Consider the following 23,848-nt stretch of genomic DNA (forward strand, 5'->3'; position numbering starts at 1 on the left):
TATGAAATCAACGCTTAGCTTTCATGATCTTTCCCTCCAGATAGGAGGGAAAACCATCCTTCATCCCGTGAGTGGTGAGTTTGTTCCCGGTGCGATTACGGCGTTGATTGGTCCCAATGGGTCGGGCAAATCAACATTACTGGCAATACTCAATCAACTGCTTACGCCAACTCAAGGCGAAGTGCGGCTCAATCAAGAGCCGCTTTCGCGTTTTTATCGCGCGGAATTGGCCAAGCAGATGGCACTAATGCCTCAGCGTAATCCGGTGCCTTCAACACTCACGGTAGAGGATCTGGTCGCTTTCGGACGCCACCCTCATCGCCCTTGGTATCGCCGCCTCAGTTCTAACGATACTGAGCTTATCGAATGGGCAATGGAAGAGTCAGGGATTATCCATTATCGCAAACGGCTGCTGACTGCTCTTTCGGGCGGGGAACTGCAGCGCTGTTGGCTGGCGATGGTGTTAGCGCAAGATACACCCATGGTGATGTTGGATGAGCCTACCTCGTGGCTTGATATCCATCACCAACAAGCTTTGTTGAATATTGTGCGGCGGCTTAATCGTCAGTATGGAAAAACCATCATTTGGGTGTTACACGATTTGAATCAGGCGTTGGAGTACAGCGATCAAGCCATGCTGTTAAATGATGGTAATTTAGTCGCGGCGGGCTCGGTTGATACGGTGATCACTGCGGATATTGTCACGCAAGTGTATCAAACGCCGGTACGTGAGCATGATTTGGATGGGCAACGCATTTTATGGACAGAGGCGGCGCGATGAGGCGGCTATTTTCTCTCGCTTTGCTTGCTTGGTTGCCGCTTATCAGTCAGGCCAACCCGACGAATTTCGGCGGTCAATACCAAGCGTGTTTGTCAACCTGTGTCACTTTGGATAAACCGGCATTACGTGTGGTGGCGCTCAACTGGTCAGCCGCGGAGATGTTGCTGTCACTGGGCGTAGAACCGGTCGGTGTCACGGAAATTAAAGGTTATAAAAAGTGGCAAACCAACCATCCGCAGTTGAATGCCTCGGCGGTTGAAATTGGGCGCCGCCAAGAGCCGAATTTAACCGAAATCGCCAAACTTAAACCAGATGTCATTATTGGTTATGACTTTCGCCATCAACGCTTGTACTCAATGCTCAAACGTATTGCGCCAACCTTGCTTTATCAGCAGTTCCCGCGAGTCGATCAGCCTGATTTTCGCTACTTTGATTATGCGCAGACCGTGTTTCGCCATCTTGCATTGCTAACCGGAAAGGTTGATCAAGGACAAGCCCAGTTGAATGCGATGCACGCAACGCTCGCGCAGCTAAAGCAGCAGCTGGCGAGTGCAGGTTTAGGCGGAAAGTCAGTCACTTATGGCAAGTTTATTGGCATGGGGTATGGGCTACGTATTTTTTCTAACCCGAGCTTGGCCGGTTCGGTCGCCACTGCGCTCGGGCTTGATTATCACTGGCGCAATACATTGCCGGGCAAAGATTTTGTCCACTTGCAGCTTGAACAGTTGCCCCATATTCATGATACGCATTTGCTGCTCGCAGGGAACCAAACTGACAGCGAGCGAATGACGACCTCACCGGTTTGGCCGTTTTTGCCATTCGTTAAGACGCATCAATTTTCGTCGGTCGAACCGCTTTGGAGTTTTGGCGGTCCCGCTTCTATCACGCGTATGGCAAAGGCATTTACCCAGTCGTTACTTGATTGGCAGGAGGCGAATCGTGGTTAAACTGACCCTTTCTACCTTACTGGCCTTAGTCGCTGGCATTGCAGGTTATTTGTTAACGATTGATGATGTCGCTGATGCTCAGTTGCAAATGGTGATGATGCAGGCGGTTTGGCTGCCAACCGTTGGTATGGCGATCATGGTTGGTATGTTGCTCTCAAGCTCCGGTGTGCTGATTCAAACCAGTTTGGATAATGATTTCGCTTCACCATCAACACTGGGTGTCGCCTCTGGCGCATTACTTGGAGCAGTGCTTAGTCGAGTATTTATTGCGGATGCTGATTTGATGACGGTTTGGGCGGCAGCGTGTTTAGGTGGCGCGGTGTTAGCGCTCATCGTACTCTTGGTTAGCCGACTTATCGGTGGTGGGCAACTACCGATTGTCTTGGTCGGTATGGCGCTGGGCCTTGGTGCCGGGGCGATTGCGTCCGTATTCTTGTTGTACTTTGAACATGAAACAGACGGTTTATTCCTGTGGGGGAGTGGGCAAGTATTGCAAAGCTCTGCACAGCCCTTTGAGGCTATGGTGATTCCTAGTGTGATCATGTTGTTGGTCACTTCAGTCTTGCTGCCCAAGCTGTCGTTGTTTCAACTGGGAGAAGTCCATGCTCAGAGCCTGGGGATGGCCGTTGGTCGCTGGCGCTGGCTGTTTTTAGCCTTAGCCGTAGGGCAAGCGGCACTGGCGACAGCAATGGCAGGCATGATTGGTTTTATCGGTTTAATGGCGCCGCATTTGGCGCGTTATTTGAGTGTCTCTTTTCGTCAAGGACGCAGTATCAGCGGAATTTGGCTCGCCTCTTTGCTAGTCGGTGCGCTGCTGGTGGTTATGGCGGAATGGAGTTCGCGCAGTTTATTGTTTCTGGGCTATCGTTTGCCAACGGGCGCATTTGCTGCGCTACTTGGTGCGCCATTCTTTCTGATTCTTCTGTTTGGTCGCAGTGGACAAGCACTGGCGGCAACAGAGCAGCAAGTTATCGGTTTAAGGCCTCTTATCCGGTTAAAACCCGTATGGGCTTTGACCTGGTTATCATTGTTATTGGTCGCTACCATATGGTTTTGGCATCCCCCAGCACAGTCAATAGGCGCGCAGTGGGTGAGCAATCGTTTATGGCTGGCAGGCCTTGCAGGATTTGCATTAGCGTTTGGCGGCACTTTATTACAGACGCTGTTTCGTAATCCACTGGCAAGCCCTGATATCTCTGGAGTCAGTACCAGTGCGGTACTGCTTATTGCTTGCTTATTGGTGGTCTTTCCCGGCGCGGGGCAAATCTGGCTGACAGTGGCAGGCCTCGTGGGCGCATTGTTGGTGACGTTACTGCTGTCTTGGGGAATTAAGCGCAAGCTGAGTGTCTCGCAACTCGCCCTATTTGGGATCGTGATTTCCGCATTCACGGGAACGGCAACCCATATATTGCTGACTTTTGGCAGCACGACGTCAAGCGTAACCCTAATGTGGTTATCCGGTTCGACTTATGGTGCGTCACTGGAAAATATCGAACCGCTGGCCGTTGCTTGTGTGTTGATGTTGGCACTCTCGATACCGATGCTGCGCCGCCTTGATATCTTGCCGCTAGGGGAGGTGATTCCTCAGGTTCTCGGCATTGCGCTTAAGCCGTATCGTTTATTGCTGCTGTTTATCGCCGCGGTGTTGACCGCGATGGCGATTTCCAGTGTCGGCGCAATCAGCTTTGTTGGTCTTTTAGCGCCGCACTGTGCGCGATTACTCGGGTTATATCGCCACAATAGTTTGTTGCCTGCCGCAGGCATGACAGGCGCCATTTTACTGATTTGGGCTGACGGGATAGGCCGCAGTTTAATGCCGCCGTCGGAAATTGCCGCCGGGCTGGTGGTATCGATTCTGGGCAGTGTGTATTTTCTGCTTTTGCTGTTGATAGGCTATCGTAAGCAGCGCTTTAAACCACAAGAGGTTTAAATCTGAGCAAGTTTTGATCTCAATAAACACAGTTAAATAAGCCCTGTATTGCTTAGGCATTTAGGGCTTTTTGGGGGGAATTACAAGGTCGTCATTAAAGGCGCACCTTGTTTAACATGGGTTGCGCTGGTGAGGATAACATCAAGATAATCTTTGGAGTTGGCGACAATAATTGGCGTGGTTGTCTCAAAACCTTGAGATGCTAAAAAGTCCAAATCAAACTCTATCAGTGGCTCGCCAAGCGTGACCTCTTGGTCTTGTTCGACCAGGAGTTTAAATCCTTGCCCGTCAAGCTTGACCGTATCAATGCCGATATGGATCAACAGCTCAATGCCCGTCGTACTCTTAATGCCCATCGCATGTTGAGTTTTAAACACCGAGGAGACTGTCCCCGCAAAAGGGGCAACCAATGTACCGCTGTCGGGAATAATAGCGATGCCTTCTCCCATCACGCCGCTGGCGAAAGTGGGATCACTCACGAGGCTAAGCGGAATCACTTCACCACTTAACGGGCTTGCCACATCATCTTGTCTCGTACCCTTGCGCGTAAATTGAGGTTTTTCTTGCTGTTTAGGTATCTTCGAGGAAAGACATACAGAGCTGGGTTTTTCTGATGGTGAGAAGAAATAAGTGAGTGTAGCAGCGACAATAATCGTGAGTATCGTAGCCAGTAAACAGGCAATAACGGAAATATCCAACCCTTGGGGTGAGATGATTTGTGCAAAGGAAAATAGGCTTAATAGCCCCATTGAATATGCTTTAGTTTGGAAAGAAGCGATGATACCGCCGCCCAAAGCACCAGCCATGCAACCAAAAATAAATGGCCATTTACGTGGAAGCGTAATGCCGTAAATTGCAGGCTCGGTGATCCCAAACATGGCAGTCATCGCTGCAGGCCCAGCATAACCGCGGACTTTACGATCCTTCGTTTTAAGTAGAACACCAAGACAAGCCCCCATCTGCCCAAATACCGCAGGAATAAAGAGTGGCAGCAGGACATCATAACCGTTGACCGTAATATTATTAAGCGCTACGGGAACTAAACACCAATGTATGCCAAACACCACCAGGATTTGCCAAATCGCGCCAATTAACAGCCCGGCAATCATCGGGCTAGCGTGATAAAGAGTGAACACCCCAGACGAGATAAAGTTGGCTAACAGAACGCTAAACGGACCGATGAGTAGAAAAGTGAGCGGCACCGTAAACAGCAGGCCGAAAAATGGCCCTAACCACTTGTCTGCAAAGTCGGGTAGCTGCTTGGGAAAACACTTCTCAATACGAACCTGAAACCAAGTTGCAAACAGAATCGGGATAACTGAAGATGCGTAATTTAAGTATTGGATTGGAAAGCCGAGAAAATGCTCTGTCGGTACCTCAAAACCTGCAAGGTCTTGTGCGGTCAACCAATTAACATGATTGGTAATATCGGGATGCACGAGCGCACAGCCAATCACAATACCGATCAGTGGGTTACCACCAAACCGTTTAGAAGCGGAATAACCGAGAAGAATCGGTAGGAAAAAAAAGACAGCGTCCGCCGATGAACAGAGAATTCGATAGGTGCCGGTATCGCGGCTAAGCCAATCAAGACTTGCAAATAATACCACCAGCCCCTTGAGTATTCCTGCCGCACTCATGATCCACAGTAGAGGCGTGAAAATATTAATGACGGTATCCACCACATTGGTGAAGTGGCTAGAGATATCTCCGTTTTGTGGTGTGGTGACTAAAGGAGTAATCGCTTGATAGGTGCTTTCAACCTGGCTACCTAACACGATTTGAAATTGCCCACCCGAGTTCATCACCGAAATAACTTCAGGTAAGGCGTTTACCGTCTTGAGCGACTCAACAGGAACGTGCTTGAGTTTAAAGCGTAGCCGAGTCGTGCAGTGAGTCACGTGCAAAATATTCTCTGCACCACCGACAAGCGCGACTAATTGCGCCGCTAAACGTTGATGATAACTCGGTGAGGTAGCCATGGTTACGCCTCAGCACTTGGCTTTTGTGAGCGGCGAACACGTTCAACGTGAATGGTTAAAAACATCATCTCTTCTGAGGTCATGGCGTGTTTGAACTTCTTACTGATATACAGGCTTATCTTTTCAACACATGAAAACGCCAGTGGGTACTTGTCACGCACCGAACGAAACAAAGAGTCATCGTCATCAGAAATCGTACTTTGATGAATCAGGCGATGCGCAAAAAATTTGAGATGAGTCACCAGACGGCGAAATTCTACCCCTTCTTCATCGAGCTCAAGCGCCAGGTTATATTTTATCATCTGCACGATATCGCGAATCAAATTGGTGACGCTGATGGTGTTATTCATGTCTTCATTAAGCTGGGCGTTGACCAAATGCAGCGCGATAAACGCCGCTTCGTCTTCAGCAAAGGTCACCCCAGAGGCGTTTTTAAGCAAACGGATAGCTTGTAGGCCCACATCAAACTCGGCAGGGTAGAGATGTTTAATTTCCCACAGCATGGCATTTTTAACCACCTGGCCAGTGCGCAGACGCTCAATCGCAAAATGGATATGGTCAGCAAGGGAAATCCTCACACTTGGGTGAAGGTCACCACTTAATGTTTGCTGAGCAAGCTCGACGATCTGTTCCGTCGCTGCCAGTAACTCGAGGGGAATTTCCTCCAATAGCTCGTGATAGCGCGCATCAAGCGCATCATCATCACTTGATGCGAGTGTGAAGACCTTTTCAATTTTATTGGCATCAATCTCCATACCGACTTTCATTTGAAAACCGATACCGCGACCCATCACCACCACTTCGCGTTGGTTGGCATCTTGGGAGATCAGCACATTATTATTTAAAACTTTAGATACATGCATATTTTTATCGTAGGCAGTAAGTTGAGCATAAAAAAACCTAAGTGGTGTCATCCAAGGAAAACACCACTTAGGTTTTGCCTGCTAAATGCAGTAACAATCCGTACTTTTTATTGAGTGTATAGTCATTATAAGCCGCTCTCAAATCAGCTGAATGGATTGTGTGAAAGGCAACACAGTTTGCCCTAAACGGAGTGATAACCACGGTGTTTAGTTTAAACGCATAATAAGCGGAGTCAGTTGCAATGAATATAAAAATTCTATGATACCGGTTACAGCTGTGATTTATGTCGCCATTTGAAGGCTTTTTGACATATTTAGTCGCGATCTGAGTCACAAATGATTATTTAGCGTATTGAATCAATAATGGGCTAAGACTATCGTTCAGCCATCAAACGGATTGTTATCGCGAAAGCGAGCAAAACCTGACTTAACTGATTTCAAAGCTCCAAGAGCGATTGAAGGAAAGTGGTCAGGTTTTTTTATATCTAAAATTTAATTTTGGTTATTGACGGGATTGTTACCTCTAAATTGGGCAAAACCCGGTGAGACTCAAGTACTTAATGCTCGAGTTTCACCGGGTTTTTTTATGCCTTCAGTTCAGTGGTCATTCGGTTTAATGAGATAGGACATAGTTATGGCATATGAACAGTTAGCATCAGACATCATTGATGGTGTCGGTGGGATAGAAAATATTGATAGCGTGTTCAATTGCGCGACCCGCCTGCGTTTCAGATTAAAAGAAGCCAGTAAAGGCAACAAAAATAAAGTCAACGAGCTAGAGGGTGTTATTGCTGCGGTTGAGAGTGGGGGCCAGTTTCAAGTTGTTATCGGTAATCATGTTGGGCAAGTACTGAAAGCGATTGAGTCCTCAATGGAAGGAAATAGCTCTGCAGCTAGCAGTGCGTCAACTGACAGTGGGCAAGATAAGCCAACGCTGTTTGGTCGTTTTATGGATACCATCTCTGGCATTTTTACTCCCATGCTCGGCACGTTGGCTGCTTCGGGTATTTTGAAGGGGTTGCTTGCGCTCGCAGTCGCTATGGCATGGTTAAATCCACAATCCGGAACCTATCAAATTCTATTTGCCGCTAGTGATGCTCTGTTCTATTTCTTCCCTTTGGTACTCGGTTTTACGGCTGGGCGCAAATTTGGTGGAAGTCCATTCGTTACCATGGTCATCGGCGGTGCGCTCGTGCATCCGACCATGATTGCTGCTTTCCAGGCTTCGAGTTCTCCTGAAACCGCAGAACTCACGTTTCTTGGTATTCCTGTTGTGTTTATGAATTATGCTTCGTCAGTGATACCAATCATTTTCGCCGCTTGGGTTTCTTGCCGAATCGAAACTGTGTTCGACCGATGGTTACCCAGTGCTGTGCGTAATTTCTTCACGCCACTATTTTGCATCATGATTACCGTGCCATTAACGTTCTTGTTGATTGGGCCGGCGGCGACATACCTAAGCCATCTTCTGGCAAACGGCTATGAGCTTTTATATGGCATGAGTCCAATGATTGCAGGCGCGATCATGGGGTCACTCTGGCAAGTCTTTGTGATCTTTGGTCTGCATTGGGGATTCGTTCCGATCATGATGAATAACCTCAGTGTTTTGGGAGCGGATACTATGCTGCCACTGCTGATTCCAGCAATCTTAGGTCAAACCGGTGCTGTACTTGGTGTATTACTGCGTACTCGCGATGCCAAACTCAAAACAATTTCTGGCTCTGCGTTTACGGCTGGTCTTTTCGGTATCACCGAACCTGCAATCTATGGTGTGAACCTGCCCCGTCGTCGTCCGTTTATTTTTGGTTGTGTTGGCGGAGCGGTTGGTGCGTCGATTATCGGGCTATACCAAACCAAGATTTTCTCTTTTTCGCTGCCAAGTATTTTGAGTTTCCCACAATTTATTCCTCAAGCCGGTGTTGATGCCAGTGTATGGGCAGCAGTGATTGGCTCGCTGGTGGCTATTTTCTTAGCTGCAATCCTGACGTTCCTGTTCGGTCTTGATCGTTCGCATTCTACCACGCAATCCGACGCAACAGCGGCAGAGAAGTAATCAATTAATTAAAGGAGATGAACGCATGAGTTACCGTTTTCCAGATACATTTTTATGGGGCGGCGCCATCGCTGCAAACCAAGTAGAAGGGGCACATCTAACTGACGGAAAAGGATTATCAACTTCCGATATCCAACCTTATGGTGCTTTTGGTGAGTTGGCTGAACGTCAGCCAAATGATTTCAACATTAAAGATGTTGCTATCGATTTCTATCACCGTTACCCAGAGGATATCGCGCTGTTTGCTGAAATGGGGTTCACCACATTGCGCTTGTCGATTGCATGGAGTCGCATTTTCCCTAATGGCGATGATGCCGAGCCAAACGAGGCGGGCCTCGCGTATTACGACAAAATTTTTACCGAGTTGGAAAAGCACAACATCACGCCATTAGTGACGTTATCGCACTATGAAATGCCGCTTAACCTTGCCAAGCAATATCAAGGTTGGGCAAGTCGCGAGACGATAGGTTTTTTTGCAACGTACGCACGAGTGGTTTTTCAACGCTTTGGTCACCGGGTCAAACATTGGTTAACGTTTAATGAGATTAATGTGACGTTACATGAACCATTTACTGGATCTGGTTTGCCAAGGGACTGTGATGAACAAACGCGTTTTCAAGCCATTCATCACCAGTTGGTGGCGAGTGCGAAAGCCGTCAAGCTATGCCATGACATGGTCCCAGAGGGAAAAATTGGCAATATGATCTTAGGTGCAATGCTTTATCCATTGACCTGTCATCCCGACGATATGCTGAAAACGTTAACCCAAAACCGAGAGTGGTTGATGTTTGGAGATATTCAGGCTCGTGGTTATTACCCGTCTTACATGACGCGTAAATTTACTGAAATGGGTGTGACATTAAATATCACTGAGGATGACAAACAAGCACTCAAAGAAACCATCGATTTCGTCTCGTTTAGTTACTACATGACGGGATGTGCTAGTGCAGATCCTGAACAGCAAGATAAAGCTGACGCGAATATGCTGCAAATGATTGCTAACCCTCACCTCAAAGCATCGGAGTGGGGCTGGCAGATCGATCCCAAAGGTTTGCGTTATTTACTCAACTTTCTTTATGACCGTTATCAACTACCTCTGTTTGTGGTGGAAAACGGTTTGGGTGCCGTGGATGTGGTTGATGAGCAAGGCGCGATACAAGATGACTACCGTATTCAATATCTTAATGATCACTTATATCAACTGGGCGAAGCGATTCAAGATGGTGTAGATGTCATGGGCTACACCAGTTGGGGGCCTATCGATTTGGTTAGCGCAGGAACGGCACAAATGAGCAAACGTTATGGCTTTATTTATGTTGATCGCGACAACCAAGGCCACGGGTCTCTAAAACGCACCCCGAAAAAGAGCTTTTATTGGTATCAATCCGTGATTGGCTCGCAAGGTGAAACTTTGACTGAACCGCAATCGTAATTGCGTTCGGTTCCCCCAAGAAGTTCACTGAGCGATCCTGATCTTGGTGGGCTTCACTTTTAACACGAAAAGTAAGCAGGAACGATAATGAATAACAAGTACAAACATTTTTCAAAAGCGTGGACTAAAAAACTCTCTCCAATTTGTCTTGCTCTGGTGGCCAGTGGCTTGACGGCTGGCGCCGCGGCGCAAGGAGAGGTGGACTCTCAAATTGAGGCGTTGCAATCACAAATCACTCAGGCGCAGCAAACGCTAAAAGCACTGCAAGCGTCTAACGGTAGTGAATCTGAAAATGCGTCGCCTGTTGCCGAAACGACCTCCGATGCGTTACCTACATTTACTGATCAAGTTTCGGCGCAAAGTGGTTTTTCCTTCAATGGCTACCTACGAGCGGGCTGGTTCGGTGCTGAAAATGGATCGCCAGAATCATATGCGATTGGCTCGTTGGGCCGTTTTGGTAACGAGCTCAGCGGCTGGTATGACTTAACCTTTAAGCAACGTGTCTATGACAAGCAAGGTAAGCAAGTCGAAGCCGTTATTACCTTTGATGGTAACAGCGGTCTTGCAAAAGGGGTTGAGCTTGAGGGGCAAGAAGAGAACTACTTCCACTTCCTTGACCTATATATTCGCACCAAAGGGTTCATTCCTGCATTACCAGAATCGGAGCTTTGGGTTGGACGTCATGCCATCACTGGCTCAGAAATTCAGATGCTCGATTGGAAAAGTACCCGGACTAACTCAGGCGCTGGCGTGGGGTTAGACAATATTGTTTTACCAGAAGGCTCGCTCAATATTGCTCTCATTCGAGAAGACCTTAACTATCTAGATGACAGCGCTCAAGATAATGGTGTAGACGTCAACAGTAACATCATTGATGTTCGTTATCAGGGGTATCAGTTGAGTGATTCATTGCAACTCGGTTTCGCCTCGAAATACCAATTTGCTAATCCTGGGTCGAGCGCAAAAGATGCAGAGAATTCTGGGAATTATCCAAACGTGGAGGATGCGCTTAGTTTCTCAACGATCGTTAACCAACAATTAATGAACAATGGTTTCAATGAATACACGCTACAGTATACGACCAACTCTATAGCCAGTAGCTTGGCATCGATTGCTGGTGGAAACCCTGACTTTAGCGCAGGCATTAATAACTACCAAGGTGAGCACACTGATGGTTACGCCGTCCGTTTCGTATCTCAAGGCGAAAAATACCTATTTGATAATCAAGTCTTGGTTGCGCATGCATTTGTCGCATCTCATGGTGAGGATATTTATAACTATGATTTAGCGTCAGCGCATACTGACTTTGATAGTGTTAGAGCGGTCGTTCGTCCTGCTTACATTTGGGACCAGTTTAATCAAACTGGCGTGGAACTGGGCTACTTCAATCAAACCAACCGTGTCGAAGGGAAAGATTACGATGAGAGCGGTTATAAGTTAACGGCGTACCATGCGTTTAAGGTCGCGACCAGCATGCTTGGTTCTCGTCCAGAGATTCGCTTCTATGCGACCTACCTGAAAGCAGATGAAAACGACATCACTAATTTTGCTTTTGATGGTGGTAACGATGATCAACTGAGTTTTGGCGTTCAAGCTGAGCTTTGGTGGTTTTAACCGTTGCTGATTGAATTCTTAACGCCGATGTTGTGGAACGTAGTTTTAGACGTCGGCGTTACTGTTTACTTGAGACTTGGAAAGGTCGTTATGATGAAAATAAACAAACATTTAAATTTGCTTGTTCCACTTGTTTCTGCTTTGTGTGCAGGTGCGAGCCATGTATCGATTGCCGAACCACTGCCTGCGGTGGATAAAACACGCATGATTGTATTGACGGATATTGGTAACGAACCCGATGATTCGCAATCGTTCATTCGCTTACTGACGTACGCCAATGAGTTTGACATTGAGAGTGTGATTGCGACAACCTCTACCTGGCAGCGCGATAAAGTACAGCCACAATTACTGAAAGAGCGCGTTGATGCGTACGCCAAAGTGTTTCCTAACTTAGAGGCCCACGCTGAAGGCTTTCCTTCACCGACAGAGCTTAAATCAAAGATCATCAGTGGCCGTGCTGGCTTTGGAATGGACTATGTTGGCGAAGGCAAAAGCTCAAAAGCGTCAAAGACCATTACTCAAATTGTCGATAAAGCAGACGATCGCCCGGTATGGATCACCGTGTGGGGTGGCTCAGTCGATCTGGCGCAAGCGCTTTGGGATGTGAAACACACGCGCAGTAATGAAGACGTGGCGGCATTTATTCGCAAAATCCGCGTTTATTCTATCTCTGACCAAGACAATACCGGCGCTTGGATTCGCCGTAATTTCCCAACCATGACTTGGATTAGCAGTTTGCATGCATTCAACGACTATTGGTTATCGACTTGGATTGGCATTTCTGCGCCGATGGCGGAAGGCGGGGACATGTCACAGGTTAATAATGAGTGGATTGGTCAGCATATCCAGCAAGGTCCACTCGGCAGTCAATATCCGGACATCATGTACATCATGGAAGGCGATAGCCCATCATTTATGTATTTGCTTCAAAATGGTTTAAATGTACCTGACCATCCTGAGTATGGTGGTTGGGGAGGGCGCTACGCTGCGGTCACGTATGACGATGCGGGCGGGTTGCGAACCAGCACATCGGATACGGTCACAGGCGTTGATGGGAAAGAATATCGTAATGCGTCGGCCACGATTTGGCGTTTTAGAGAGCAATTCCAAAATGATTTCGCAGGGCGTATTCAGTGGACATTGACCGATGATTTTTCCAAAGCCAATCATAATCCGAACGTTAAACTTAATGGGGAAGGTGGGCTTGCTCCTGTCTATATTGAGGCAAAATCAGGCGAGAAAGTTAACTTGTCAGCCACAGGCAGCTCAGACCCAGATAACGATGCGTTAAATTATCGTTGGTGGCAGTATGCGGAGCCAAGTGCACATGCGCTGCAAATTCATTTCGGCCCCAAGATAGAGCTGTCTTCAACCAACCAGGCCGACACCAGTTTTGTGGCGCCAAAAGTCGATAAACCCACGCCGTTTCATGTGATTATTGAAGTCAGCGATGAGGGCACGCCGTCACTCTATTCGTATCGCCGCGCGATCATCACGGTATCACCATAATTGCTCCATATAAAAAACCGCAGTTGAGGCTGCGGTTTTTTGTCAGCGTTGGCTTATTGTGGCGGGCAAATTTAGGTTGAGCGATCAAAGATCGAGTTTCGCTCAATCAATTCACCTTGTATTGATAACTGTTGAGCTTGCTCATGTTCCCCTAAAATCATCAACACGCCTTTTTGCGCCATTTGTTCAAGAGGAATGCTGACAGACGTCAGGCTTGGCGTGACAAAGTCAGCAAGATTGATGTTATCAAATCCGGCAATCGAGACATCTTCAGGCACACGATAGCCATGCTCAAACAAAGCTTTGATCGCGCCCAGTGCCATTTCATCGTTCCCGGCTAAGATAGCGCTGAACTCAGCCCCGCTGGCAATCAATTGCTTCGCTGCTAAATAACCACTTTGCGGGGTCCAGTCCCCTTGTACCACAAGGCGCGGGTCAGTATCGAGTGCGTGTTGATGACACATATCTCGATAGGCTTTTAAACGCTGGGTTCCGGTGAACGAATTCTCTCGCCCAGCGATAAACGCAATCGACTGGTGGCCCTTTTCAACCATGTGCTGCATCACGCGGCAGGCGCTTTGGTAGTGATCAGAGGCGACGGTGCATTGTGGATGCTGAGTGACTTGATGGTTGACGACGACGATGGGAATTGGCGACTTATCGATGATCTCGCCAAGCTGCTCATCACTTAAATATTTCGGGTACACCACGATGCCTTTACAGCGCATATCCGTGAGAAAGTTAATGGCATCACGCTCATCTTGTGCGCTGTGTTTGCCATCAGCAATAACCAACTGATGCTGACGCTGCTCAGTAAAGGTCGCGGCGTGATACACCAGAGAGGAAAAATAGGGGCCATTAAATAAGGCGTTGGTAATTACCAATCCGACAAAATTGGTTTGTTGAGTAGCTAGTTGGCGGGCTAATAGGTTTGGGCGGTAACCCGTTTCTTGTATGGCTTTAAATACCGCACTGACCACATCTGGTCTGACAATATTCTTCCCATTTAATACGCGCGATACCGTTGCTTTGGAAACGCCGGCTTTTTTCGCGACATCCAACATGGTGACCATAACTGTGGTTGTTCTCCATTTGATTTAAGATTGGGCGCTAACTGCCTGTTAGCGCCCAATTTATCTTAAAGAGTTGCTCCATTTGACGCAATCACGTCTTTATACCAGAAGAAGGATTTTTTACGCGAACGTTCTAGCGTTCCTGTGCCGTCATCGTGTTTATCAACATAAATAAACCCATAACGCTTTTTCATCTCACCTGTGGTAAAAGAGACCAAATCAATGCAGCCCCAAGGCGTGTAGCCCAGCAGTTCAACGCCATCTATGGTGATTGCTTTTTCCATCTCCTTGATGTGTTCTCGCAAATAATCGATGCGATAGTCATCGTTGATCTCGCCGTTTTCCTCAACGACATCCACGGCGCCAAAGCCATTTTCGACGATAAACAAAGGCACCTCATAGCGCTCGTAGAGAGAGGCTAATGAGTAGCGAAGCCCAACGGGATCAATTTGCCATCCCCAATCACTGGCTTTGAGGTACGGGTTTTTAATTGAATGCACACTGCTGCCGTCCATGCTGGTGTCATTCGCTTGATGGATGGTTGAATCGACGGTGTTCGACATATAGTAGCTAAAGCCCAGATAATCGACTTTGCCACGTGCAAGGAGCGCTTCGTCTTCTTCGCGCATCTCAATATGATAACCTTTACGTGCCCACTCTTGCTTGGCATAGTTTGGATAATGCCCTTTAACCATCACATCAGAGAAGAAGTAGCGATCCCGCATCGACTCTTGCGCCAGCATCACATCTTCAGGTTTTGATGAATTCGGGTAAAAAGGCACCATCGCGCACATTGCGCCAACTTTGAGTTTTGGATTAAGCGCATGGGCTTTTTCGACCACTAACGCGCTGGCGACAAACTGGTGATGCACCGCTTGATACATGGCTTCTTCAGGTTTTGCCTTTTGTGGAAAACGCACGCCAGAACACATCCAGCCAAAAATATCTGCTGACACGTTTTTCTGGTTATTGATCTCATTGAAGGTCATCCAATAGGTGACTTTATGCTGATAGCGTTCAATCACCGTCATTGAGAACTTAACGAATAGGTCGATCACTTCGCGGCTCATCCAACCATCGTACTTTTGCACCAAGTGATAAGGCATTTCAAAGTGGCTTAGGGTAATAACAGGCTCGATGCCGTACTTTAATAACTCATCAAATAAGTCGTCGTAGAATTGTAACCCGGCTTCGTTGGGCTGACTTTCATCACCATTTGGGAAAATTCGTGTCCAGGCGATACTGGTGCGAAAACATTTAAAGCCCATCTCGGCCATCATCGCGACATCTTGTGGGTAGCGGTGATAAAAATCGATCGCTTGATGGTTTGGGTAACTTTCACCATCAACCACACCATCAGTAATACGACGTTGAACGCCGTGAGCTCCTGCGGTTAAAACATCCGCGACACTTGGTCCTTTACCTTCTTGGTCCCACCCGCCTTCAAGTTGATGGGCAGCGACAGCGCCGCCCCATAGAAAATTGTCTGGAAAAGAATGACTCATGGAAACTCCTATTTGTTAACAGATTTGCATCATGGGTTGACCAAATTGAACCGATTTGTCTTTGGGTTCTTCAAGCAGCTCAAGAGAGAATTCGTCACTGTTGAGAATGATAAATGGGGTCGTGAGGTCATAGCCCTCAGCTTCGATCGCCGCTTTATCAAATTCAATCAGTGGTTCGCCGCTTGTCACCGCTTGGTCGAGTTTGACTAAAGTTTTAAAGTGCTTGCCTTTGAGATTAACGGTATCAAGGCCAACGTGGATAAGCAGTTCAACCCCATTAGCACAGGTTAAACCAACGGCATGCTGGCTTTCGATGACCGAAGACACCACCGCATCACAGGGGGCTTTAACAAGGCCTTCGCTGGGGCGAATCGCGATACCATCGCCCAATAATTTAAGAGCAAAGCTTTCATCGTTGACGTCGCTCAGTGGAATGATTTCGCCTTGAGTTGGCGCTAATAAGGTCAAAGCGGTGCTGTTGCTGGCGATAGAGGTCGGCGTAGCGACTAAGGTCTCGGTGTCTGAGCGCTTAGCAGCTTCAAGTTCGGCTTGCTCTTCATCAATCGGGTCATCAAACCCGACAGTAAAGACCAGCGCCGTGGTGACCACAATAGTGGTGATCACGCCTGCCACTTCACCAATGAAAGACATTGGGTTTTCTGCGCTAATCGCATTCACAATGGTAAGTAAGCCGGGTAATCCTGCGTACGCGTAGTAGTAACTGCCAAATAAGCTGACGACAACCGCTCCGACCGCACCGCCAATACAACCACAAATAAATGGCTTCTTAAGCCGCAACGTAACCCCGTACAACGCAGGTTCGGTAATACCAAAAATCCCGGTTACCCCTGCTGAGTAACACGTGGTTTTGTAGCGTTTGTTGCGCGATTTGATACCCACGGCAAATGCCGCTGCCATTTGCGCGACAACCGCGACGGTTTGGAATGCTTGGAATGAGTCATAACCGTAGGTATCAAAGTTTGAGATAACCACTGGTGTGATGCCCCAGTGAACACCAAAAATAACGATCACTTGCCAAATACCGCCGACTAACGCCGCAGCAAGGGGAGGGAAAGTATCAAATAGCCAGTTATACCCGCCAGCGATGGCGGTGGCTGCGCCGCTCGTTACCGGACCAATCACAATCAGGGTCAGTGGCACCATAATTACTAAGCACACTAATGGAGTGAACAGTTCACTAACAACATCGGGAATGATGTTTTTCGACCAGCGCTCAACATGAGACAGGCCCCAAACCATGAAAATAGGCGGTAAAACCGAAGCGGTATACACGGTTTTTGCCAAAGGGATACCGAGGAAGGTGACAATGTCACCGTCTGCAATTTGCGCTGCGATTTGTGCCCATGATGGGTTGATAAGGGCACAGCTACACATCACGGCGATAAAAGGATTACAGCGAAAATGCTTGGCGGATGTCATGGCAATAAAGACTGGCAAAAAGACAAACGGTGTCCACGACATAAAGTTTAAAACCGCAAAGGTGCCAGAATCGGTTATCGTCGGGGCGAAGTGTTTCGCAACAATCAGTAGGCCCTGCAAAATCCCCGCCGCGGCAAGAACAAAAATGATCGGTGCGAATATCGCTGACATTGACCCGATAACGGCATCGATGACACGAACTTTATTGTCTTGGTTATCCAGCAGACATTGGTCGACCAAGTTGCCCATGGCCTCGTATACATCCGCTACGTGAGTGCCAATCACCACTTGGAATTGACCGCCACTTTGCACCACGGTTATCACCCCTGGCATGGATTTGATTTTTTCAGGTGCTTGCTCGGGCGTTTGTTTTAGAACCAAACGTAGGCGCGTGGCACAGCGTGTAAAACTGATGATATTTTCCTGCCCGCCGACCTCGCTGAGAATGTCGGCAGCCAGTTGACTGTAATCTCTGACTTTAGTCATGAGTGATCACCTTATGTTTAACGTTAGGGAAGAGGTTTTTATTGTTTTAAGTTGTCTTTGGTTTTCTTTGCAACCGGTTTCAAGTTAATTTCTGCAACCGGTTTCAGCAAGATGCAAGATCGAATTTTGTGCGCTATGAGACAAATCGGGTACGGTTCTGTGTCGGTGATCTCACTGTCATACCGTATGGTGAAATCTTATGGTGTTGGTGTCTTAGAAATGAAGCGACCACAGAGAATAATGAGTGATTAAACCTCAATAAAGGTGGCAATGTGACGAAGAGTGAAGCAGCACCAGGCGTATTTATGTCGTATATATTGAAACGGGTAATAATTTGTATAAATAGGCAATGAATAGCGATTTTTAATAAAGAGAAATGGACCGGTCCTCCGTTAAGTTAAATAAAGCCAAGTGCGTTTTCCCTCATGAAAATAAGAGAAATCGCATTATGTCCAACTCAAGTTGGTGGCGAAATAGGAATTTCAATCAACAACCGGAGGCCATTATGAATCCATTATTAGAAGGTAAAACAGCGGTTATTACTGGGGCGAGTAAAGGCATTGGTTACTCTATTGCCGAAGTATTTGTTGAAGAGGGCGCAAATGTTGTTATGACAGCCCGGAATCAAAAAGCGCTCGACGAAGCGGTAGAGAAAATCAATCAAATTGGCAGCGGTAAAGCGATTGGTGTCATTGCCGATTCGAGCGATGCTGCGGCGCCGAAAGCCGTGTTTGGAGCGGCAATTGAGGCATTTGGTCAAGTTGATGTCTTGGTCAATAACGCGGGCTCAGGTGATATGGTTGCGATTGAAGAAGCCAGCGATGAGCACTTTGCGAAAATTGTAGAGCTGAACTTATCGGGTGTATTCCGCTATTGCCGTGAAGCAGTTCAACATTTCTTACCTCGTAACGAAGGTCGAATTATTAATGTTTCTTCTGTGAATGGTACCTTGCCGATTTGTGGTGTGGCGTATACGTCGACAAAAGGTGCAGTCAATACCATGACCAAAAACATTGCGATTCGTCTGTCTGGTACCAATATCCGTTGTAATGCGATTGCGCCAGGGGTGACTGATACCGAAGCTGCAGCAGCTTGGGCAGCAGGTGAGCAAGAAGGCGGCGATGTTATGTTGGAATTCTCCGATAAATACGTGAATACCACAGTGCCGATGACAGACCCTCGCGACCAAGCTTATGCGGCGTTGTATTTAGCCAGCAAAATGGGCAATGCGGTGACAGGGCAAGTGATTCAGGTTGATAACGGTGCGTTCTTATAATCGGAGAAGTTTTCTCTAGCGCATAAAAAAGCTCCCTGCATGGGAGCTTTTTTATTATTTGTTCAGGGGATTATTATATTTTCGTCAACAATGAAAATAACTTATAAATAACGCCTTAATTCTATGAACATCGAAGTCACTTAATTTAACCGCACTTTTCACGATTAATTATCCGTGATGGCACCAGCACTTTTTTGTTTTAATTTGGCCGCAATTAAAATAACCGATCCTAATAAAGCGAGAACGCCATACGCGCCAGCGACTTGCAGCAAGCTAAAGTGCTCCGAAAATTGCCCGGCAATCAGCGTTGGCACTGCCGCGCCCATATAAGAGGTGGCATAAATCACCGAAAGTACGTTGGCCCGTTCGTCAGCCGTCAATTCAGAGACCATGGTTTGGATACTGCCAGTCAGTACCATCCCTTGTGCTATCCCCGCGAGAACGCTTGCAATCAGAAACGGGATAAGTAACCCCGAACTGAGCGTGAATAAAATGCATCCCACGAACAGAGTAAAGCTCAACATTCCGGCAAATTGTGCGCGTTTGGATGACATTTTTCCTGCAAGAGAGGCACCAATAGAACTCGGTGCCATGATGGAGGCAAATACCAAAGCAGCGGCGACAGCACTGGTTGAATGCAATTGTTCACGCGCCATTGCGGGGCCAAACGCCTGGAAAAAACCGCCAAGCGCCCAAGTACAAACAAAGGTACAAGCGGCAAGAGGAAAGGCTTTTTTGGCTGATGGAGGCAACGCAAAGTTCGGCTTGAGTGAGCGCATAGCGCCGGATTTAGGCGCCATGGTTTCTTGGCTTCTGAGTACGAAAAGCAGGCAAACCAGTAGCACAGCAAGGACCACGTAGAAAGGTAATTGACGTGGTATTGGGCCGTATTCGGTCAGAGCGCCAGAGCCTAAACCACCAATGGTTAAGCCTGTCATTGGGCCACAACTCAAAATAGCGGGCGCAATCCACGCACGAACGGTAAATGCACAATCCACGACCCAAGATGCCAGTGCGGTAGACGCTAAGCCGCAAGCGAGCCCTTGGCACAGGCGACCCAGCAGCAGCGGCGCAGCGCTATGTACATTCAAAAAGAACAGAGTTGAAAGGGCGGCAAGAAGTAGTGAGATCACGGCGACGGGTTTACGCCCTAAGTGGTTAGACAATCGTCCAAACACCACTAACGCGGTGACCGCGCCAATAAAATAGACGACAGAACTCAGTGACAGTTCGACGTAGCCAATATGATCAGCCGTTTGATAAATGCCATACAGAGGAATAGGGACTGCCGAGGTGATGTACGTCGCGATTAGCGCAAATGCCGCTCCGACAAAAGAGAATAAGTTACCTTTCTTAGACAATGGATACACTCCTATCGCGGTTGGTGGGTGACTTCATGTTGAATAAGGCACCGAATCTGGCTTGCCGTGAGGAGGCTTATGAAGTCGTTCGAATTAGAGAATGGCGCTGCAAAGACACCATTATGACGATAGCTATTATAAGAGGCACGATGACAATCGGCTTGCCTGTTTCTCTTCAAAGCTTGTCCATCTCTCCTTTTTATTTTTTATGGAGCGGTATCAAGTTGATGGACATTTAGGCAAAGATTAAACACTTTTGGTAGCGTCAATATCGTCTATCGTGTCATATACTTTTTCCAGATTCGCGACAAACGTAGCGATGGCATCCATGAATGGTAGTACCGATTAATAACCGAATATAAGAGGTGTGTATGAGTACAGAACTAGCAAATAAAGTCGTCATTATTACTGGTGCGAGCAGCGGAATTGGTGAAGCGACCACTCGTCTTTTGGCTGAAGGTGGCGCCAAGCTAGTGATTGGTGCAAGACGAGAAGAAAAACTCAAAGCGCTTGCCGACTCACTGCCCAATGCGGAAATTTACTATCAAGCGACGGATGTCACAGACCAAAAGCAAGTTGAAAGCCTTGCACAGTTAGCGCTGGATAAGTTTGGACGCATTGATGTGATTTACAACAACGCGGGTATTATGCCAACCGCGAATCTGAGTGAATTGCATCACAGCGAATGGAAAGAGATGCTGGATATTAACATCATGGGGGTACTAAATGGCATTGCTGCTGTTCTCCCAACCATGAAAGCGCAAAAATCTGGCCATATCATTACCACTGACTCAGTGGCAGGCCATGTTGTTTATCCAGGCTCTGCGGTTTACTGCGGAACTAAATTTGCTGTGCGCGCCATCATGGAAGGCCTTCGCCAAGAAGAGCGTGAAAGTAATATTCGCTCGACGATTGTTTCCCCAGGATTGGTGGATACAGAGCTCTACACCACCATCAGTGATAAAGAGTTTGGCTCACAATTACGTGACGCGGCTAAAATTCCCGGTGTTGGACTCAAACCGGAAGACATTGCGAATGCTGTGGCTTACGCAATTGGTGTTCCTGATACGGTTGCAGTCAGTGAGATTTTGATTCGTCCAACCAACCAAGTGGTGTAATTTAAAGCTGGTTAAATTAGTAAAAAGCCGCTCAGTTGAGCGGCTTTTTTATTGGCCTGAGAGCGCGTTATTCCCCTTCTGGGAAATCAGCGCCGATACTGACATCACGCCACTGCTCAAAGTTTTGACGTTTTTCATCAAGATTTGCTAACGCATTGTTATACGCCGCTTTACCCAGCAGCAATCTCAGTGGTGGCTCTTGCGACTGAGCGATCTGAATAATCGCTTTCGCGGCACGCACGGGGTCTCCTGCTTGATGGCCTGAACCCGCTTGAATTCCACGTCTTAGTTTACCAGCCGTTTCGGCATAATCGTCAATTTCGGTTTGTGATTCGATCACTGAACGTCCTGCCCAATCGGTTCTAAAGCCACTGGGTTCAATGATAGAAACGTGAATACCAAGTGGCGCTACTTCTTTAGACAGTGCTTCGGAAATGGCCTCAACCGCAAATTTACTGGCGTTGTAATACCCAAGTGCAGGGTAGGCGACTAATCCGCCAATCGATGAGAAGTTAATGATGTGACCACTTCTGCGTTCACGCATCGATGGCAGTACTTCACGAATGAGCGCCGTCAAGCCAAATACGTTGGTTTCAAACTGCCTACGAATTTCCGCATCTTCGCCTTCCTCAATCGCAGAAAAGTACCCATAACCGGCATTGTTGACCAGCACATCGATATGACCAAATTTTTCAAGCGCTGCGTTAACGCCCTCGGTAATTTGGCTTGATTCATTGACATCTAATGCCAGCGCTAATGCGTTGTTTGGATATGCCGAGACAAGATCGGTAAGGCTGTCTGCATTACGAGCGGTGACGATGGCATTCCAACCCAGTGCAAGAATTTGCTGGGCAAGTTCGCGACCAAAGCCTGTTGAGCTGCCCGTGATAAACCAAACTGGAGTTTTGTCTGTCATGATATTTCCTTGATTTTTTACTTTCGAAGAGTGACTTACCTTTGCGTAGTAAGTCTCTGAGTGCACGACGCAACACAATGTTTGCGTCGTACTCTGTCGGGTTACGCTTGTTGCATGTCGATGACAAAGCGGAATTGAATATCTTTATCCTGAACGCGGCGCCAGGCTTCGTCAATTTCACTGGGTTTAATGATTTCGACATCAGGAAGAACGTTGTGCTGTGCACAGTAGTTGACGACTTCTTGCGTTTCTTTCATGCCACCAATCATAGACCCGGCAATACTATGACGATTAAAGCCCATCATCATTCCATTCAAACCATCGATGGTGCCGAGTTGGCCGACATTGACAAAAGTGGCATCGAGTTTCATCAGATTGAGCAGAGGTTGCATGCTAAAGGGATAGGGAATGGTTGAGATCATCATATCCATTGACGCCGTTAAGCCGCGAAGCGCGTTATTATCTGTCCAAAGCACGGGCTCAGCGCCCATGGCGCGAATGGCTTCAAATTTGTTACGCGAGGTGGTCAGTGCGGTCACTTTTGCGCCGCGAGCAATGGCTAGCTTAACGGCCATATGACCTAAACCGCCAATCCCCACGACGCCAATATGTTGGTTTTTCTCAAGTGACCAATGCTGCATGGGTGAGAACGTGGTGATACCAGCACACATGATGGGGGCAACACGTGAGATGTCCATGGATGTCGGCACATTGACGACAAAATGCTCACGAACTACCACCTGCTTTGAATAGCCACCAAAGGTGTAGCCACCGGAAATTTTGTCTTCTGAACCGTAAGTGAAGGTGGTGCCATTGAGGCAGTTTTGTTCGCGGTCTGCAAGGCAGTTAGCACATTCGCCGCAAGAGTTAACCATGCAACCGACGCCGCCAATGTCCCCCACTTTAAAGCGAGTGACTTGTGAACCGACCGCGACCACACGGCCGACAATTTCATGGCCAGGTACGCATGGGTATTGCGGTGCGCCCCAGTCACCGTGCACGGTATGAATATCAGAATGACAGATGCCGGCATAGAGTATCTCGAGTGACACATCTTTCGGGCCCACGGCGCGGCGCGGAATCATGATTGATTTGAAAGCAGAGTTAGGGCCTGACGCCGCCCACGCTTGGCTATCACGTGCTGCCATATTTGGCGCAGCATTGGTTTGAGCCATGCTCGAAAAACTGATGAAAGAGGGCGTTAGGGCAGCCGCAGCACTGATAGCGCTGCCACCGAGCAATAGGTGACGACGTTTAGTATCAACGTCAGCGTCAGAATGAGGTGCTTGGGAGTGAGAAGAACGGCATTTATTACACATCAGAATATCCCCTTGTAGTGTGTGAACATACGACATACTTAACCAAACGGTGGGTTGTGAGGTCAGTCCTTTGCACTCACCTCATCGCATTCATTTTGTCTATAATTGGCGGATTTTCTCTAGTCCAAAACTCTCTAATATTTGCCTTATCCTACAGTTTTAATGCGTTTTTGTGGTTGATCTATAAACGAGCGTTTGAGGCTGATTGTTATTATTTTACTTTCATATCAATGCACTAATATT

17 protein-coding genes are annotated in these 23,848 nt (G+C 47.6%); 9 read left to right on the forward strand and 8 right to left on the reverse strand.

The window, feature by feature from the left end; translation table 11 throughout:
• The first annotated feature begins 1 nt into the window (after nucleotide 1).
• The 3 genes from ACFFUV_RS02370 to ACFFUV_RS02380 are packed head-to-tail and all read left to right on the forward strand — an operon-like array spanning nucleotide 2 to nucleotide 3,658.
• Complete coding sequence (locus ACFFUV_RS02370) at nucleotides 2-781, forward strand: ABC transporter ATP-binding protein (RefSeq protein ID WP_390189396.1); 780 nt, start codon at nucleotides 2-4, stop codon at nucleotides 779-781.
• Nucleotides 760-1,728: an ABC transporter substrate-binding protein gene (locus ACFFUV_RS02375; protein ID WP_390189398.1), complete on the forward strand. Its 969-nt coding sequence runs from the start codon at nucleotides 760-762 to the stop codon at nucleotides 1,726-1,728. The genes ACFFUV_RS02370 and ACFFUV_RS02375 overlap by 22 nt, the downstream gene beginning before the upstream one ends.
• Nucleotides 1,721-3,658, forward strand: a complete 1,938-nt coding sequence (locus tag ACFFUV_RS02380; protein ID WP_390189400.1) for an iron ABC transporter permease — start codon at nucleotides 1,721-1,723, stop codon at nucleotides 3,656-3,658. Before ACFFUV_RS02375 ends, ACFFUV_RS02380 begins: the two co-directional genes overlap by 8 nt.
• A gap of 80 nt (nucleotides 3,659-3,738) precedes the next feature.
• Here the strand turns inward: ACFFUV_RS02380 and ACFFUV_RS02385 are convergent, their stop codons facing one another.
• Both ACFFUV_RS02385 and licT read right to left on the reverse strand, forming a co-directional pair.
• The gene (locus tag ACFFUV_RS02385) at nucleotides 3,739-5,640 is read right to left on the reverse strand and encodes a beta-glucoside-specific PTS transporter subunit IIABC (protein ID WP_390189401.1); all 1,902 of its coding nucleotides are present in this window, start codon (nucleotides 5,638-5,640) and stop codon (nucleotides 3,739-3,741) included.
• A 2-nt stretch (nucleotides 5,641-5,642) separates the two neighbouring features.
• Nucleotides 5,643-6,503: a BglG family transcription antiterminator LicT gene (licT, locus tag ACFFUV_RS02390; protein WP_390189402.1), complete on the reverse strand. Its 861-nt coding sequence runs from the start codon at nucleotides 6,501-6,503 to the stop codon at nucleotides 5,643-5,645.
• 634 nt (nucleotides 6,504-7,137) lie between these two features.
• Here licT and ACFFUV_RS02395 point away from each other — a divergent pair.
• The 4 genes from ACFFUV_RS02395 (at nucleotide 7,138) to ACFFUV_RS02410 (ending at nucleotide 13,111) form a co-directional block, all read left to right on the forward strand.
• Complete coding sequence (locus tag ACFFUV_RS02395) at nucleotides 7,138-8,556, forward strand: PTS transporter subunit EIIC (protein WP_390189403.1); 1,419 nt, start codon at nucleotides 7,138-7,140, stop codon at nucleotides 8,554-8,556.
• A 25-nt stretch (nucleotides 8,557-8,581) separates the two neighbouring features.
• Nucleotides 8,582-9,988, forward strand: coding sequence for a glycoside hydrolase family 1 protein (locus ACFFUV_RS02400; RefSeq protein WP_390189405.1), 1,407 nt, complete (start codon nucleotides 8,582-8,584; stop codon nucleotides 9,986-9,988).
• Nucleotides 9,989-10,075: 87 nt separating this feature from the next.
• Nucleotides 10,076-11,602 carry a carbohydrate porin gene (locus tag ACFFUV_RS02405; RefSeq protein WP_390189406.1) on the forward strand — a complete coding sequence of 509 codons (1,527 nt, stop codon included), beginning with the start codon at nucleotides 10,076-10,078 and terminating at the stop codon, nucleotides 11,600-11,602.
• 90 nt (nucleotides 11,603-11,692) lie between these two features.
• Entirely contained in the window at nucleotides 11,693-13,111 is a 1,419-nt protein-coding gene (locus ACFFUV_RS02410) for a DUF1593 domain-containing protein (RefSeq protein WP_390189407.1), read from the forward strand.
• A gap of 71 nt (nucleotides 13,112-13,182) precedes the next feature.
• On the opposite strand, the gene ACFFUV_RS02415 is transcribed toward ACFFUV_RS02410, so the two are convergent.
• The 3 genes from ACFFUV_RS02415 to ACFFUV_RS02425 all read right to left on the reverse strand — a co-directional run bounded on the left by ACFFUV_RS02415 (nucleotide 13,183) and on the right by ACFFUV_RS02425 (nucleotide 17,615).
• Complete coding sequence (locus ACFFUV_RS02415) at nucleotides 13,183-14,184, reverse strand: LacI family DNA-binding transcriptional regulator (protein ID WP_390189408.1); 1,002 nt, start codon at nucleotides 14,182-14,184, stop codon at nucleotides 13,183-13,185.
• Between the two features lie 65 nt (nucleotides 14,185-14,249).
• The gene (locus ACFFUV_RS02420) at nucleotides 14,250-15,689 is read right to left on the reverse strand and encodes a 6-phospho-beta-glucosidase (RefSeq protein ID WP_390189409.1); all 1,440 of its coding nucleotides are present in this window, start codon (nucleotides 15,687-15,689) and stop codon (nucleotides 14,250-14,252) included.
• 15 nt (nucleotides 15,690-15,704) lie between these two features.
• Nucleotides 15,705-17,615 (reverse strand): beta-glucoside-specific PTS transporter subunit IIABC, encoded by a 1,911-nt coding sequence (locus ACFFUV_RS02425; RefSeq protein ID WP_390189410.1) that lies wholly within the window; start codon nucleotides 17,613-17,615, stop codon nucleotides 15,705-15,707.
• A gap of 505 nt (nucleotides 17,616-18,120) precedes the next feature.
• Here ACFFUV_RS02425 and ACFFUV_RS02430 point away from each other — a divergent pair.
• Nucleotides 18,121-18,891 carry an SDR family NAD(P)-dependent oxidoreductase gene (locus ACFFUV_RS02430; RefSeq protein ID WP_390189411.1) on the forward strand — a complete coding sequence of 257 codons (771 nt, stop codon included), beginning with the start codon at nucleotides 18,121-18,123 and terminating at the stop codon, nucleotides 18,889-18,891.
• A gap of 164 nt (nucleotides 18,892-19,055) precedes the next feature.
• Here the strand turns inward: ACFFUV_RS02430 and ACFFUV_RS02435 are convergent, their stop codons facing one another.
• A complete protein-coding gene (locus ACFFUV_RS02435) occupies nucleotides 19,056-20,252 on the reverse strand; it encodes an MFS transporter (RefSeq protein WP_390189413.1) in 1,197 nt (398 codons plus the stop codon).
• A 371-nt stretch (nucleotides 20,253-20,623) separates the two neighbouring features.
• On the opposite strand from ACFFUV_RS02435, the gene ACFFUV_RS02440 reads away from it, so the two are divergent.
• Complete coding sequence (locus ACFFUV_RS02440; protein WP_390189415.1) at nucleotides 20,624-21,370, forward strand: SDR family oxidoreductase; 747 nt, start codon at nucleotides 20,624-20,626, stop codon at nucleotides 21,368-21,370.
• Nucleotides 21,371-21,437: 67 nt separating this feature from the next.
• On the opposite strand, the gene ACFFUV_RS02445 is transcribed toward ACFFUV_RS02440, so the two are convergent.
• Nucleotides 21,438-22,286 carry an oxidoreductase gene (locus tag ACFFUV_RS02445; RefSeq protein ID WP_390189418.1) on the reverse strand — a complete coding sequence of 283 codons (849 nt, stop codon included), beginning with the start codon at nucleotides 22,284-22,286 and terminating at the stop codon, nucleotides 21,438-21,440.
• A gap of 101 nt (nucleotides 22,287-22,387) precedes the next feature.
• Nucleotides 22,388-23,641: an NAD(P)-dependent alcohol dehydrogenase gene (locus ACFFUV_RS02450; protein WP_390189420.1), complete on the reverse strand. Its 1,254-nt coding sequence runs from the start codon at nucleotides 23,639-23,641 to the stop codon at nucleotides 22,388-22,390.
• Nucleotides 23,642-23,848: the final 207 nt, after the last annotated feature.

The sequence above is a fragment of the Vibrio olivae genome (assembly GCF_042428525.1).
GTDB lineage: Bacteria > Pseudomonadota > Gammaproteobacteria > Enterobacterales > Vibrionaceae > Vibrio > Vibrio olivae.